The sequence below is a fragment of the Variovorax sp. 3319 genome (assembly GCF_031456585.1).
In the GTDB taxonomy this organism is placed as follows: Bacteria; Pseudomonadota; Gammaproteobacteria; order Burkholderiales; family Burkholderiaceae_C; genus Variovorax; species Variovorax paradoxus_P.
In genome coordinates, this window is sequence record NZ_JAVDUZ010000022.1 from 18,370 (window position 1) to 33,301 (window position 14,932).

Below are 14,932 nucleotides of genomic sequence, written 5' to 3' on the forward strand. Positions count from 1 at the left end.
ATGTCCTGCTGCCTGCCAGGCGCACCGCGACGTTGAGCATCCTCGCGCAGATCGATGCGCCTACGTGCGCTGCCGCAGTCATTTGCCTAGAGGTGAGGCGGCGTATCCAGGCACCATCCAGCCTGCCAAGGCCGGACCGACAAGAGAGCTGCAGACCCAATGTGCTACAAGTGTGCTACAGTTGTATCCCCATCAAGGTCATGAGGTCCATCGACATGCCGACAACGACCATCCGTCTTGAAGATGAGCTCAAGGCCCGCATCGCGGCTGCGGCTGCGAGGTCGGGCAGGTCGTCGCACGCGTTCATTCTGGACGCGCTGTCCGACATGGTCGAGCGCAGCGAATTGGACGAGGAGCTGCATCGGATCGCAGACAAGCGGTGGGCGGCGCTGCAGCGCACCGGCGAATCGGTCGCCTGGGAGGACGCTGCGGCTTACTTGAAGGCACGCGCGGCCGGCCAGAAACCTCGTCGGCCTGTGGCGCGCAGGCCGGCGCCCTGACCGGACCATGGTCCGCATCGAGCTAGCGCCGGAAGTCCTGGACGACATCGACCGTGTCATCGACCATCTGAAACAGCACCAGGTCGCCGACGTGGCGAACCGGGTCGGGGAGATCCTCGATGCCATTCAGATCCTTTCGCGCAGCCCGTTGATCGGCCGCCCCGTCGCAGGCGGAAAGCGTGAGCTGATCATCGGCAAGGACAACCGCGGCTATGTGGCGCTGTACCGCTACCTGGCCGCGATCGACACCGTCTTCATCCTGGCACTGCGAGCACAGCGCGAGTCCGGATTCAAGCACTGAAGGGCCGCCCGCCCGCGCCCTCTGCCTGGCAGCACCGGACGCCGCTCACCACCCCATCCCGCTCTCGCCTCGACCCAGGCTGCACAGCAGGTGCCGCAGGACCGGCAGCAGCCTGGCGCGGGCCGCGTCGAATCCCTCCGGCCTGTCCGCGCTGAGCATGCCGAGGACGAAGCGCTCGATCTGGACTTTTCGCTCGGAAGGTTCCGCCTGGCAGTAGTCCCGGTACAGGTTGTCGAGGTAGATGACGCCGCCGTCGGCACGCCGGATCAGGCACTGCTCGGCATTGAGAGAAAACGCCTCGCCGGGCGCATGCTTCTGCAGCGTCCGAAGAACGATGGACGCGACCCGCGCACTGTCGGGCCGCCTCTCGAAGAGGCGGCGGATGAATGACAGCATGTTCCCTCCTGCGCCTCAGTATAGAAGCACAGCGGTGGGCCTATCACCGGCATGAAGGCCGGTCAGAGCAGTCCGCTGGCGGCTCTTCCCGACTGACCGGCTGCAGCGAGCGCGACGGCGCGCTCCGTTTCGGCTCCGGCGATGTTCGAGCGAGCAATCACGGCGCCGCCCCCTTCAGGCCGGCTCGAGCCGCTCGCACCACGACGGGCGACGGCAGTGTCAGCTGCCGCCGGGCGCCAAGCACCGCTCGATCCGTGCATGGAACTGCCGCGCGAGCGGACTGTCCTTCCAGACCACGGCCGCGCCCTGATCGACGGCCTGGCGTCCGTAGACGATCCATGCATCGCAGACGGTGCCGATGGGCTCGATCACTTCGAAGCGTCCCGGGTGCGCCATCGCGAAGGAAGCGAAGACGATGCCCGCGCTGTAGCGTCCTTGCGCCAGGCCCTCCTGGACCGCAAGCACCGTGGGCTCGTGGACGATGGCCGGCCAGGCGGAAAGATCGGCATAGCTCTGCGTGGCCGGCTGCACGCCCACCTTGCCGGCGCCGTCCCCGCGCGCCGTGGATTGCACGAGCGCCATCGGCTGACTCGGCGAAATGAAGGCGTCGACGACCACCATGGCACTGCGATAGGTGCCCGTGATCTCGGCCGCGGTCGGATGCACGGCGCACTGGAGCAGGTAGTCCGCCTCGCCGGCGATCAGCGCACGCGCGCCGCTGTGGAAGTCGCCGAACAGCACGACGCGCGAGTCCTGTGCGATGCCATGGGCGGCAAGGTACTGCTGGAGCACGAAGTGATGGTTGCTGCCCTCGCGGCCCAAAGTGGAAAAGATCAGCATGTGTTCGCCCTGGAAATGGAGCATGACCCGTGACAGCGCATCGAGCGCCGCCCTCGCGATCCCCGCGCGCAAGTGCACCGGCCGGGCTTCGTGCAAGCGCTCGCCCGCGTACGCACCCCCGCGTCGTCACGCGGGCGACGAGGGCACGCCGATGATCTCATCCTCCAGCCGGCAGGTCTCCGTGATGATCAGTTCATACAGTGAACGCAGGAAATCCGGGTTCATGCCGTGCGCGGCAGCAAAGGCCGCCGCGCGCGCCTGCACGACCCCGATGCGATGGGGTTGCATCATCGGAATCGCATGCTCCCGTTTGTGCAGACCGATCCGGCAGCAGCAGTCCAGCCGGCGCCTCAAGGTCTCGAGCAGGGTTCTGTCCAGGTCGTCGAGCTCGCCGCGCAGCAATGCCAGGATTCGCTGGGCCTCCTCGGCGCCGTCGGCGGACGCCGAACCAGCAGTGCGCTCGGCGGCAGCGGGTGCCTCGCCGCCCTTGGGGCGTTGTTGTCCTGAATTCATGGGAGTCTCCTTACTCAAGCTTGATGCGCTGGCTCGCGATGATTCCGCTGAGCGCGGCCGTGTCCGCCTTCACCCGGCGCAGCAGCGCGTCGCCCGAAATGCCGGCCGCCTCGTAGCCATGCTGGAACAGTTTCTGCCGCACTTCCGGCAGGCGGATCACTTCCGCAAGAACCTGGCGCAGGCGCTGCGCGACGGGGGGCGGCAGGCTCGCAGGCGCGGCCGCGGCGGTCCAGATCTCGAGTTCGAAATCCTTGAGCCCCGCTTCCGACAGGGTCGGGTAGTCCGGCACCAGTTCGGATCGCCGTGCCGACGTGATGCCGATCGCGCGCAGCTTTCCGGCCCTGACCTGCTCCTGTGCGAGGCCCGGCGGAAGGAGCGCCAGCTGCAGTTGCGCGCTGATCAGACCGGTGACGACCTGCGGATTGCCCTGGTAGGGCACATGCACGGCGCCGATGCCGGTGCGGGCCTTGAGAAGCTCCATGCCGAGATGGCCGATCGTGCCGATCCCGGGCGTGCCATAGCTCCAGTTGCCACCGGCGACGCGCGCGGCTTCGAGAAAGCCGCGAGGCGCCGCCTTCGAAACCTGTGGCGTCGTGGCAAGCACCAGGGGTGCCGTGCAGATGATGCTCAGCGGCATCAAGTCCTTCTGCGGATCGTAGGAAGTCGCCGGATTCAGTATCTTGGCGATCGTCATGTTGCCGTTGATCAGAATGCCGACCGTATGGCGGTCGGTGGACTTCGCAACGATGTCCGCGGCGATGTTGCCGCTCGCGCCGGGATGGTTCTCGACGATCACCGGCTGGCCGAGCGCCTTCGCCATGGGAGCAGCCAGCACGCGTGCCACGAAATCCGGCGAGGAGCCGCCGCCGAAGCCGACGACCAGCCGCAGCGGGCGCGTCGGCCAGTTCAGATCCGCCGGCGGCTCGCTCCTGGCGCTGGCGGGGCCGGGATCGGGGCGGCTCGCGCCGGACGATTGCGCGCAGGCAATGCCGGCGCAGGCGAATGCGCCGACAAGACACAGCAGACGAGCGGCGCGTGTTCGGAAAGAGAGGAGGTGGGGCATGGCTGGACCTATCGAAATCGGAAGCCGAGTCTTGCTTCGGCAGCGAGCTGGATCAACTCCTGCCTGCTGCGCAATATCTCCGCACGGGCCTCGAAGCCGCGCGGGTCCGACTTGCCAGCGAGCGAGCGAAGCCCCGAGACGCCGCACTTGCTTGCGACGCAAGATCGAGGACAACCGCGGCGCCGAAGTCCTCTGGCAGTCATCCTCGTCAAGGACGCCGCAGCCTTGCCTTGTAACTCGCCGAGTTGTCATGTCCCCCGAATCGGCCGGTGGAAAAACAGTCCGCGGGGACACGCGGGTCCCACGCAAGGACGCGGCCTGGCGAGATTGCCGCGATGCCGGTTCAGCGTGTCAGAGAGTGAGTCCTCGCTGTGTGCGGACTTCCGAGCAGATCTGCAATGGCCCCCGATGGGAGCTCGGGTCCGGCCGCGATCGTCGAAGGTCGCCGCCGCTGGTCAGGGCCCTGCAGCAAATCCTACAGGGAGTGTCCACTCACATTCTGCTGCAGCGTGCCGTCACATGCCGGCGACGCCTTGCGACAGCGCGAAATCGAGCAGCACCCGGTCAGAGGGTTCCTCGGGCCAGGTGATCTGCGCCAGCCAGCGATGGAACGTGGTGGCGGCGATGCGGCTAGCGGGCCCGTCGCGGCGCCAGGCGCGCGCGATGGGTGCCGCAACGGTCGCGAGTCGCTCCGTCTCGAAGCGCGCGCGCATCTCCGACTGCATGGGCTCGGGCATTTCCTGGTAGAGCGCCTTCGCCTTCTGCATGCGGTCGTTGTCCCAGAGTTCGCGGATCCGGTGCATCCGGTCCTGGCTGTCGAGCATCGCCGGAGGTCGGCTGGCAGCGGAGGATGCCAGCGCGCCGCCGGAGGCCGCCGGCTCGACCGACCCCTTGACGCCTGCATAGCCTTTCTTGAGTGCATCCTTGAAGTAAGCGGCGGGCGACTTGAGCGATGGCAGGGCCTGGCTGCGCAGGCGCTGTTCCACATGCTCGAGCGTGGCGCGCAACTGCCCTTCGTCGGTGGACGCATAGAGATCCTGTGCCTCGTCCTGCTTGAGGCCAAGTCCCACCAGCTTGGCGACAAGTTCCAGGTCGAACACGTTGCGGCTCGGATCGTCGGCCGCGCCGAGGCGCTGCTGCATCTTCGGCACGACGCGGAACTGGATCTCCTCGATGCGCCGGCCGCGCTTGTGCTCGATGAGCTCGAGGCTGAAGTCCTCGCACAGCGCCTCGATCTCCGCCAGCGCCTTGCTGATCACGTCCCGCTTGAGGAAGCGGTAGTCGACTTCGGTGATGTCGCTGCGTCCCGTCAGCACGGCCGCCCACCACAGCACATCCTCGCGCATCGACAGCCGGCTCGGAGAGGTGAGATAGCGTGCACCGATTTCGTAGAGCACGGCTGCGGGGTAGCTACGCATCTGCGCGCTGATCTCCAGCAGCACGCGCGTGTACTGGTGCGGCTTCACGAGGCGCTCGCGGATTTCTTCGGGATAGCGCCAGGTGATTGTGCAGGGCCGCCCCCTGCCCTGCTCCTCGATCGACACGGTGCCCAGCAGCTGGGATGACACCCAGCGCTTCAAGCCGGCGCCGCTGGTCGACCATTCGATGGTCGTGGCCTGCATGTCGCGCAGGTGCGACTTCAGCAGCTCCGTGTTGTTCGAGTTGAAGCGGGCATCCCCGATCAGTTCGCTCAGCGCCAGTTTGTAGACGGGCTCGTCGACGCCCTGCTTCTGGGAATGGTAGAGCAGCGCGTTGTAGATCCGCCGCGACAGCAATGTCAGCCGACCACGTTTGGGGCGGATGGCAATGGCTTCGTTGGCCTTGGCCACGGTCTGTTCGTCCGTGACGGCGGGCGGCTTGGGCGGCGGTCGCGGAGCTTCGCCCTCTTCCATGGGGTCCTTGGGGAGAATAGTGGGTTCACATGATGCCGGTCTTTTGTGAATCGGTCAATTCACAGATCGAAGCAGCGGCTCTTGAGTCATTGATAAGAAAACACTTGGGAGATTGAAGAGTTGATGATCCGAATTTCCCAGCACTGACAGGAACTTAGCGCCGGATCTGTGAGAAGGACTGGGAATGAATGTGAGATCGGCTGGGATTTGATGTGAGATCGGGGGGGATTCCGGGCACCCAGGTGTGTGGGTGGATGGGATTTGATGTGAGTGGACAAGGGAAGCGGCGGCGCTGGAGCGCGTCTGGCCAGCCCGAAAGTGGCATAGCGGACCTCGCAGCGGCCCAGCCGGCCGCCTTCCGGCCGGATGAAGGACATCGGCGCACCGGAAATCCCAATCAACCTCACCTTGGTCCCCAAGAAGTCTCACACAAGAACGCAGTCGAAGGCACAGCTACTTCGCGCTTCTTGTTCATTCGACGGATTCTCATAGAATGGTCGTATTCCGTCTAATAAGGCTCTTCTCTATGGCGTCGCCCCTCCCGGTTGCTGGTGGAAACCAGGTTTCCACAGCCCCCCTCCCCGTCCCGCTGGCCACACCGAGTTCCGCGCGCACTCGCATCGACATGCCCCGCATCGCCGCGCTCGCGACGCGCGCGGGGTCGATGGTCGAGCAGATCCGGGGCCGGCTACTCGCGCCCGAGGCGAGAAAGCTCTCGCCGGTCTACTCTACCGCGCAACTCGCGGCGCTGTGCGGCGTCGACAAGGCCCATGTGGCGTATCGCATCACCAAGGACGACCTTCCGAGCGGCCGTCTGACGCCGGCCGGCGGAAAGCGCAATTTCGAACTGGCTGAGCTGCGCGCCTGGACCCGCACCTACCGCGCCGACAAGATGAGGCCGGCCGGGAAGAAGGCGTTCACGATCGCCGTGGGCAATTTCAAGGGCGGAGTCGCCAAGACCACGACCGCCATGGTGCTGGCGCAGGGACTGAGCCTGCGCGGCCACCGCGTACTGGCGATCGACACGGACCCGCAGGGCTCGCTGACCACCTTGCACGGCCTGTTGCCGGAGGCGGAAATCAGCGAGGACATGACCATCGCGCCCTTGTGCGACGGCAGCCAGAGCGACATCCGCTACGCGATCCGCTCCACCTACTGGGACGGACTGGACCTCGTGGCGGCCGCGCCCTTCCTGTTTTCGGCCGAGTTCGCGCTGCCTGCGCGCCAGATGCAGGAGCCGGGCGCCCGTTTCTGGGATGTGCTCAACGCCGGACTCGAGAGCGTGCGCGATCTCTACGATGTGATCGTCATCGATACCCCGCCCTCCCTTTCCTACGTGACCATCAACGGCCTGTGGGCTGCCAACGGGATCGTTGTCCCGGTACCGCCTTCGGGCCTGGACTTCGCATCGTCCGCGCAGTTCTGGTCGCTGCTGGCCGACCTTGGCGCCAATCTGGATGCGCAGAGCGGCGAGCGTGCGGGCAAGGCCTTTGACTTCCTGCACGTGCTGCTCAGCCGGGTCGATCCGAGCGATCCGGCGACGCCTGCGGTCCGTCAGTGGATCCAAGCCACCTACGGCGAATACACGCTGCCGGTGGAGATTCCCAAGACCAGCGTGACCAGCAACAAGGCGGCCGAGTTCGCCACGGTCTACGATGTGCAGAAGTACGAGGGCGCAGCCAAGACGTACAAGCGCGCTGCCGATGCGTACGATGCGTTCGTGGACCTCGTCGAGCAGTCGGTGGTGAGCAGCTGGTCGGACGCCGGGGAGGCGCCATGAGCCGCTTTGCACACCATTCTGTCAGCGACGCGACCCCTCGCAGTGCCAGGGTTCCTACCGGCGGACCGCAGTCCTGGCCGGCGCGCGCGACACACGGATCGAGCGCGGCCGGAGAAGGGCGCTGCGACTTCCGGGATCTCGGCCGAGGTACGTGGAAACCAGGTTTCCACCCATCGGGCCCAGGGCTCGTGGAAACCAGGTTTCCAAATTGCCGCCGGTGCCCATCCGACCCGCGTCGGTCGCAGACCCGCACCACGCCAGCCGCGTGGAAACCAGGTTTCCACGCATCGTGCATAGCGCTTGTGGAAACCAGGTTTCCACACCGCCAACGGCGCCCGTCCGACCCGCGCCGCTCACAGATCCGCACCACGCCAGCCGCGTGGAAACCAGGTTTCCACCGCCATGGAGGTTTCAATGGCTAGTACCCGTAAACGTCTCGAGGCCTTGACGGCCGGCCTGTCGCTGCCCGAGCCCGCCGCGCCCCCGGCACAGGCTTCAACACCTGCCGCCCCCGCATCGCCTGCGCTGCCCGGCGCCGCGCCCGCCGTGGAAACCAGGTTTCCACCGGCGCAGACCGGGCAGTTCGCCCCGCGCACCGGCCCCGGGCAGATGCTGGCCTTCCGCGGCCAGATGCAGGCAGTGGAGGGCGAACTCGCGACGCTGCGCGAGCGGCTTCGCCATTACGACGGCTCGACGCCAACGCGCAAGCTGGACCCCTCGGCCATCCGCGCCTCCCGCTGGGCGAACCGTCATCCGGCGTCGTTCGAGAATGCAGAGTTCGCCGGGCTCAAGGCGGACATCGAGCAGGCGGGCGGCAACGTTCAGCCGATCCTTGTGCGGGCGCTGCCGGATCAGCCGGACCGCTACGAACTGGTGTTCGGCCACCGGCGCCACCGCGCGTGCCTGGAACTGGGCATCCCGGTGCTCGCGGCCATCTGGGTCGACGAACTCGGGGACGCTGAGTTGTTCGCGGCCATGGACCGCGAGAACCGCGAGCGCGCCGATCTCTCGCCCTATGAGCAAGGCGTGATGTACCAGCGCGCGCTCGAAGAGCAGCTGTTCCCGACCCAGCGCCAGATGGCCGAGAAGCTCGGCGTCAGCCACACCTGGGTCCGCAAGGCCCTGATCGTGGCCCAGCTGCCGTCGGCGGTGGTCGAGTGCTTCCGCAGTCCGCTCGAGATCCAGTACCGGCACGCGGAGCAGCTCAACGCGGCGCTCGACAAGGACCGGCGCGCCGTCCTCAAGCGCGCCGAAAAGGTGCGCGGCCAGAAGCTGCTGCCGGCAATGGTGGTCGCGCGCCTGCTGGGCAGCGAAGCCATGGCCAAACCCCAGAAGATCGCGATCCAGAACGAGGGCAAGGCCGTGGGTTCGTGCGTGCGCGCAGTGGACGGCACCGTCACGCTCACGCTGCTGCCCAGTGCGGTGGAAGGGCCGCCCTCGGACGCGCTGGTGAAGGCCATCGCCGACGTTCTGCACAAGGTGCAGCTGCTCAATTGACCGAACCGGCCCTAATGTGAGCGCGTTTGGGATTTCCTCCGCGCATCGCAGAGGCCGGCTGCTCCGCCTCTGGATCGTTGCGCCAGATCGGCGCAGATTCAAGCGGAGCTGAAGGCGGTGGCGCGATCCATCCGGCTCAAGCACATCGGGTAGGAGCAAGTGCTCACTACATTTTTGCCTATGGTCACGTGCCGTGATGTCAGGTACCGGTCTGGACGATCGGCAGGCACGCCGCATTGATCCGCCCGGGTGTTTCCGGAAAGGGCACGGATGGGGATTCTCATCAGCCGACGAGGGCTGCTGCCACCTCGAAGGCGGGTCCGAACCGCACAGGGAACAAGGCTGCAAAAAAAGTCGTTGAAGGGCAGGGACTTGGCCGGGTCACCGGAAGTGGTGCATGTCGATGCATCCGCAAGCTGTCCATCTGTTCCGCGCATCGAGATCCCGTCGGAGGCAGAAACCCCTTGCATATCAACAACTTGCTGCGTTCCTTGCACATGACTTCGTGGAATGTCGCCTCAAATCATCTAGAATCGACATTGATGATTATGCATTGCAACGCGGATCTGACCCGGTGCTGTGACGGGCGCGCCGGATGGTCTTCCCTGCGCGATCCGGCTGCGTGGCGAGCGGCCGCGTTGCGCGTGCAACGAGCGCGTCGATGAGCCGCACGGCCGGGCCAAGTCGTGGGGAGCTGGAGAGCCTCGAGGAAGCGGAACTCGAACAGCTGGCTGTCGAATGGCGCGCGCGGGCGTCGCGCGGCGCTCGCGAGGCCTTCGGCGTGGCACATGCGCTCGAGGCCGAACGGCGACGTCGTCAGAGCGCCAGCAGGTTTGCCCCGTTGCCACCGGTGCCGCCGGCGCTACCGCGCCCAGTGCATTGCTGGTGGAAGTTCTGGCAGGGCTTGGGCGGTGGCTCCAGGTCCTCCACGCCCAGTGAGCCAAAGCCATGAAAAAGCCCAAGCCCCCGCCGCGCAAGCTGCATCGTGGCCATTTCGCGTTCATGCGGGCGCTGGCCCAGGGGGTCGATGAACGGGCAAGCTGGGAACGCTACCTGCGGCTGGAGGGGGAGCATGTCGACTTGCGGACCGTGCGGCGAACCATCGCATGGATCCGCGATGCTTTCGCTGCCGCGGCGCGGCGTGAGCGTAAGCCCGGCACCGCCCGGCTCATCCTGCTCGATCCGAGGCGTGTCGCCGCGTCCCCAGCGCTCCCGAGCCTGGCGGAATTCGCCGCGTCGCGGGGAATGGAGGAGTTCTCGGAAGCCGAGCAGATCGAAGCCTACGAAGCCGCCCACCCGCGGGCTCGCGGCAGGGCAGGGCAGGGCGGCGGCGCGTGCAGTGCCCCGGCGTCGCGGCGCGCACGGGTCATCGCACGGCAGCTCGAGGCGCTGCGATGGCTCGAAAGCCTGGTGGCGCAGGACCCGCGGCCCGGCGACGGGGTGGCCGCCTGGCTTCATCCGGCGTTGGCCGAGCGGCTCGAGCGCGCAGGCCTGCCGACGCTTGAAGCACTGGTCGGGCGCATCAACGCCGCGGGCGCGCGGTGGTGGGTCCAGGTACCGGGCGTCGGCGAGCGCAAGGCCGCGCGGATTCTCGAGTGGCTGCATGCGAACGAAGGGGTGCCCGGCCTTCGCGTCGCCGTGCATGCCACGCAGCCGCGCGCCCGGTTGAGCCCGGTCACGCTGGCGGCGATCGTGCCGCCGGCGACGGGTTTGGTGCCCTACGAAAAGTTCGTGGTGCCGGCCGCACTCGACGGACGTGCTGGGTGCTTTCGCGCGCCGCCCGGGTCCTGCCGGCTGGAGGCTGCCGATGACCACGCGGCCATCGGCGCCTGGCTGGCGGCCAAGGGAGAGCAGGGCGGCGCGGAGGGCAAGTTGTCCGCCACGCAGCGCTCGTACCGCAAGGAAGCCGAGCGGCTCCTGCTCTGGGCGGTGCTCGAGCGCGGCAAGGCGCTGTCGTCGCTGTCCGGCGAGGACGCGCACGCCTATCGTGCCTTCCTCGCGGCGCCTCCGCCGGATTGGTGCGGGCCCCGCCATCACCAGCGCTGGTCTCCGCAATGGCGGCCGCTGGAAGGCGCGCTCACGCCCGCGGCGCTGCGCCAGGCGTTGATCATCCTGCGCGGTCTGTTCGCCTTCCTCGTGGGACAGGGCTACGTGCTGGCCAATCCGTTCGCGGACGTGGCGCTGCCGCCCGATCGGCATTTGCCGCTCGGCACGCACCGCATGCTGAGTTTTGCGCAATGGGACCATGTCGACGCGCTGCTGCGCCGGCATGCCGACACGCCGCCGGGGCGCCGCCTGCGCCGCGCGATGCGCTGGCTTTATGCCACCGGGCTTCGGCTCGCCGAGGTCACGGCCCTGCGATGCGAGGACCTGGCGCCGGTGAGCACCACATCCGCTGAGGGTGCGGTTGTCGTCCAGTGGGTTCTGTCGGTGACCGGTCGCGGCGCGCGTCGCCGTCAGGTGCCGCTGCCCGCCGAGCTGGTCGACGAGCTCGGCGAGGAGCTCGCGCGGCACGGCCTCGAGCGAAAGGTGGATGCCCCTTGCAACCGCGGGATTCCGGTGCTCGCGCGCTTCGACGCCCAGCTGCGGCCCGTGCCCTGGTCGGCGTCTGGGCTCTACCAGGCGATCAAGGCCTTCCTCGCACGCGCCGCCGAACGTCTCGACGGTGCCGAGGCGCAGCAGTTGAGGAAAGCCAGCACGCACTGGCTGCGCCATTCCCATGGTGCGCATGCCCTCCGAGGGCGCGAAGGACAGCCGCCGCTCGCGCTGGAGGTGGTGCAAAACAACCTCGGCCATGCGCTCGCGGGAACGACGTCGATGTACCTGCGGACCGCCGAGGCCCGCGAGCGCGCGGCCGCTGCGACGACCTGAAGCGCTGCCGGGTTGCGCCCCGAGCCGCTGCGACCGTTGCGGACGGAGGTCTGGTTCCGCGGCCCGGTGCCCATCGTCTGCCGGTCATGCCGGCTTGCCGCCGTCCGTCCCCCCTTGCTGCTGTGCGGGGCAGGGCGTGAAGCAACGGGGCCGTGCGCGGCCGTCAAAGCGCCTTGGGCAGGTCTGGGTGTCCAAAGTAGTCGGAGGCAATGAAGCACGCCGGGAACATCCGACTTTGCAGTCGACACGAAGGCTCGCAGGCGGCGACCAAAAACCCGGGGCCTCGATCGCGAGCTTGTCGACATCGACATCGAGCTTGCTTGCGCTCGCCCGCTTTGCGTGGTGCGGCTCTTCGCCGCTGGCCCGCAGGTATTTCTACGGCCTGGCGAGACATGCTGTGCGCCTTGCCATCTCGCGGATGAAACACTCATCCGGACAGATGGCCGCCCGACGCGGCCGCGCGAAAATCGCCTCCGCCTTCATCCGCCCGACCGCACTCACGCACCCGCTGCAGCTCTCGTGACATCCACCGTACTCAAGGGTTTCATCCTCACGCGCCACTGGCGCGATGCGCCCGCCGGCACGGAGATCGAGTATTGGCTCGCAACCGATGCCGGGCCGAGGAAAGTATTGCTGACCTCGCGCCGCAGCGTGGCATTCGTCGCCGCCCGGCATCGGACCGCGGTCGAGGCCCACCTCGCAGATCTCTCGGGCATTCAGCTGCGCGGGCTCGAACTCAGGACCTTCCAGCAGGACCCCGTCGTCGGTGTCTATGCGACGCACTTTCGCCAGCTCGGCCGGCTGGCACGCGCGCTCCAGGCGCAGGGCATTCCCTTGCTTGAAGCCGACGTGCGCCCGCACGACCGCTACCTGATGGAACGCTTCATCACCGCCGGCGTGAGCGTGGAAGGAGGACGGGAAGAGCGCGCTGCCATCGTCGACTGCAAACTCAAGCCCGCACCCGACTATCGCCCCGTGCTGAAGGTCGTGTCGCTGGACATCGAAACGAGCCAGGACGAAGCGCTCTATTCCGTCGCGCTGGACGGCACGCCGGAGCGTGTCGTCTTCATGCTGGGCGAACCGCCTCCAGGGCACCCACAAGCGCCGCCGCCAGACGCGGCGTCCGGGGCGGATCGGCCCATGGCGTTTTCGCTGATCTATTGCGCCTCCCGCAAGGCCATGCTCGAGCAGCTCAACGACTGGTTCGAGCGGAACGACCCCGACGTCGTCATCGGCTGGAACGTCATCCAGTTCGACCTGCGGGTGCTGCAGAAGACGGCCGACGCCTGCGGCGTGCAGCTCCTCCTCGGACGCGAGCGCCGCCCGATCGAATGGCGCACCCATCCGGGCAAGCAGGGCTACCTGTTCGCGCCCACGCCGGGCCGGGTGGTCATCGACGGTATCGACGCACTCAAGGCCGCGGTGTGGAGCTTCCCGTCCTTCAGCCTCGAGAACGTCTCGCAGGCGCTGCTCGGCGAAGGCAAGGCCCTCGGCGACGAATACGACAAGATGGCGGAGATCGAGCGGCGCTACCAGGAAGACAAGCCCGCGCTCGCGATTTACAACATCCGGGACTGCGAGCTGGTCTTGCGCATCTTCGAGAGGACGAAGCTGCTGCAGTTCGTGATGGAGCGAGCCCAGACCACCGGTCTGCAGGCCGACCACTTCGGCGGCTCCATTGCCGCGTTCAGCCACCACTACATGCCGCGCATGCACCGCCTGGGCTACGTGGCGCCGAACGTGGGCGAGATTGCGAGCAAGGCCTATCCGGGCGGATACGTGATGGACTCGAAACCGGGGTTCTACGACTCGGTCGTGGTGCTGGACTACAAGAGCCTCTATCCCTCGATCATCCGGACCTTCCTGGTCGATCCGGTGGGCCTCGTCGAGGGCTCGAATGCCGGCGACCCGGCCCAGGCGGTCAAGGGACCCCAAGGGACTGTGTTTTCGCGCGAGAAGCACTGCCTGCCCGAGATCGTGACCACGCTCTGGCGCGCCCGGGACGAGGCCAAGCGCGCGAAGAACGAGCCGCTGTCGCAAGCGCTGAAGCTGCTCATGAATTCCTTCGCCGGCGTGCTCGGCGCGGCCGAGTGCCGGTTCTTCAACCCTGAGCTGGTGTCGGCCGTCACGCTGCGAGGGCACGAGATGATGAAGCGCACGCGCGAGTTCGTGGAGAGGCGCGGCTACGAGGCCATCTATGGCGACACCGACTCCATCTTCATCTGGCTCAAGCGTACTCACACCAACGCGCAGGCGCACGCCGTCGCAGCCAGCCTGGCGGCCGACATCAACGATTGGTGGACACGCACCCTGCGCGAGGAGCAGGGCCTGGCCAGCTTTCTCGAGATCGAGGTCGACACCCACTACAGGAAGTTCTTCATGCCCACCATTCGCGGTTCGGACGTGGGCAGCAAGAAGCGCTACGCGGGCCTGAGTGTCGATGCCGCGGGCAAGGAAGAGATGGTGTATCGCGGCCTGGAGATGGCACGCAGCGACTGGACCCCGCTGGCGCGCCAGTTCCAGGAGGGCCTGCTTTCACGGATCTTCCAGGGCAAGCCCTACAAGGCGTTCGTGACCGACTACGCGAGTTCGACATTGGCGGGCGGCAAGGACGACCTGCTCATCTACCGCAAGCGCCTGCGGCATCGGCTCGACGCCTACATGGTCAACGTACCGCCGCAGGTGCGGGCCGCTCGCATCGCCGACGAGCACAATGATCGGGTCGGTCGGCCCAGGCAGTATCAGAAGGGCGGCTGGATCCAGTACGTCATGACCCAGAGCGGCCCGGAGCCGCTGGAGGCCCGCCGTTCGCGCATCGACTACGAACACTACCTGACGCGGCAGCTCCAGCCGATTGCCGATGCCATTCTTCAGCCCATTGGAGAGAGCTTCGCGGCCTTGACGACGCCGCAGCGCGGGCTCTTCTAGGCGGGATCGAACGGGCACGCCGAGGGCGCTCGCTCGAGCGGCTGGAAGCGATGCAGTGAGGCTGCGTGTGATGCGACGGTGAGGCCGCGCACGGCGTGCAGCGCAGCCCCACCAGCCGATCCTCATACCTCAAGGCGCAGGGCAGCGTCCACCCGTAACGGGCGTTGAGCGACTGCTGCGCATGGATGCGGTCCAGGCCATGGGGCCTTCACCTTCAATGCTTGCCTCTTGCCTCTTGCCTCTTGCCTCTTGCCGCACACGCATTGCGCCTGCGCGGGTCCCAAGGCTTCCGAATCGCCCCATGGAAGCGCCAGCAATGCAGGCGCGCCCGCTGCCTAATGAAGAGAGTGC

General features: G+C 67.1%; 11 protein-coding genes. 6 read left to right on the plus strand and 5 right to left on the minus strand.

Annotation, left to right across the window (positions count from 1 at the left end):
* Nucleotides 1-215: 215 nt before the first annotated feature.
* Together J2X67_RS27195 and J2X67_RS27200 are read left to right on the plus strand one after the other, a co-directional pair.
* Nucleotides 216-500 carry a ribbon-helix-helix protein, CopG family gene (locus J2X67_RS27195; RefSeq protein WP_309958089.1) on the plus strand — a complete coding sequence of 95 codons (285 nt, stop codon included), beginning with the start codon at nucleotides 216-218 and terminating at the stop codon, nucleotides 498-500.
* Between the two features lie 7 nt (nucleotides 501-507).
* Entirely contained in the window at nucleotides 508-801 is a 294-nt protein-coding gene (locus J2X67_RS27200) for a type II toxin-antitoxin system RelE/ParE family toxin (RefSeq protein ID WP_309958090.1), read from the plus strand.
* Nucleotides 802-846: 45 nt separating this feature from the next.
* Here J2X67_RS27200 and J2X67_RS27205 read toward each other — a convergent pair whose 3' ends face one another.
* The 5 genes from J2X67_RS27205 to J2X67_RS27225 all read right to left on the minus strand — a co-directional run bounded on the left by J2X67_RS27205 (nucleotide 847) and on the right by J2X67_RS27225 (nucleotide 5,505).
* Nucleotides 847-1,197: a hypothetical protein gene (locus tag J2X67_RS27205; RefSeq protein WP_309958092.1), complete on the minus strand. Its 351-nt coding sequence runs from the start codon at nucleotides 1,195-1,197 to the stop codon at nucleotides 847-849.
* 219 nt (nucleotides 1,198-1,416) lie between these two features.
* Nucleotides 1,417-2,037, minus strand: a complete 621-nt coding sequence (locus tag J2X67_RS27210) for a hypothetical protein (protein ID WP_309958093.1) — start codon at nucleotides 2,035-2,037, stop codon at nucleotides 1,417-1,419.
* 126 nt (nucleotides 2,038-2,163) lie between these two features.
* Nucleotides 2,164-2,550, minus strand: a complete 387-nt coding sequence (locus tag J2X67_RS27215) for a chorismate mutase family protein (RefSeq protein ID WP_281148676.1) — start codon at nucleotides 2,548-2,550, stop codon at nucleotides 2,164-2,166.
* A 10-nt stretch (nucleotides 2,551-2,560) separates the two neighbouring features.
* On the minus strand, nucleotides 2,561-3,613 hold the full coding sequence (locus J2X67_RS27220) for a tripartite tricarboxylate transporter substrate binding protein (protein WP_309958094.1): 1,053 nt from the start codon (nucleotides 3,611-3,613) through the stop codon (nucleotides 2,561-2,563).
* 515 nt (nucleotides 3,614-4,128) lie between these two features.
* Nucleotides 4,129-5,505, minus strand: a complete 1,377-nt coding sequence (locus J2X67_RS27225; protein WP_309958095.1) for a replication initiation protein — start codon at nucleotides 5,503-5,505, stop codon at nucleotides 4,129-4,131.
* Nucleotides 5,506-6,130: 625 nt separating this feature from the next.
* On the opposite strand from J2X67_RS27225, the gene J2X67_RS27230 reads away from it, so the two are divergent.
* The 4 genes from J2X67_RS27230 (at nucleotide 6,131) to J2X67_RS27245 (ending at nucleotide 14,581) form a co-directional block, all read left to right on the plus strand.
* On the plus strand, nucleotides 6,131-7,285 hold the full coding sequence (locus J2X67_RS27230) for an AAA family ATPase (protein WP_281148672.1): 1,155 nt from the start codon (nucleotides 6,131-6,133) through the stop codon (nucleotides 7,283-7,285).
* Between the two features lie 414 nt (nucleotides 7,286-7,699).
* Nucleotides 7,700-8,782: a ParB/RepB/Spo0J family partition protein gene (locus tag J2X67_RS27235; protein WP_309958096.1), complete on the plus strand. Its 1,083-nt coding sequence runs from the start codon at nucleotides 7,700-7,702 to the stop codon at nucleotides 8,780-8,782.
* A 948-nt stretch (nucleotides 8,783-9,730) separates the two neighbouring features.
* On the plus strand, nucleotides 9,731-11,653 hold the full coding sequence (locus J2X67_RS27240) for a phage integrase family protein (protein WP_309958097.1): 1,923 nt from the start codon (nucleotides 9,731-9,733) through the stop codon (nucleotides 11,651-11,653).
* A 519-nt stretch (nucleotides 11,654-12,172) separates the two neighbouring features.
* Nucleotides 12,173-14,581, plus strand: a complete 2,409-nt coding sequence (locus J2X67_RS27245) for a DNA polymerase II (protein ID WP_309958099.1) — start codon at nucleotides 12,173-12,175, stop codon at nucleotides 14,579-14,581.
* The last annotated feature ends 351 nt before the right edge of the window (nucleotides 14,582-14,932 follow it).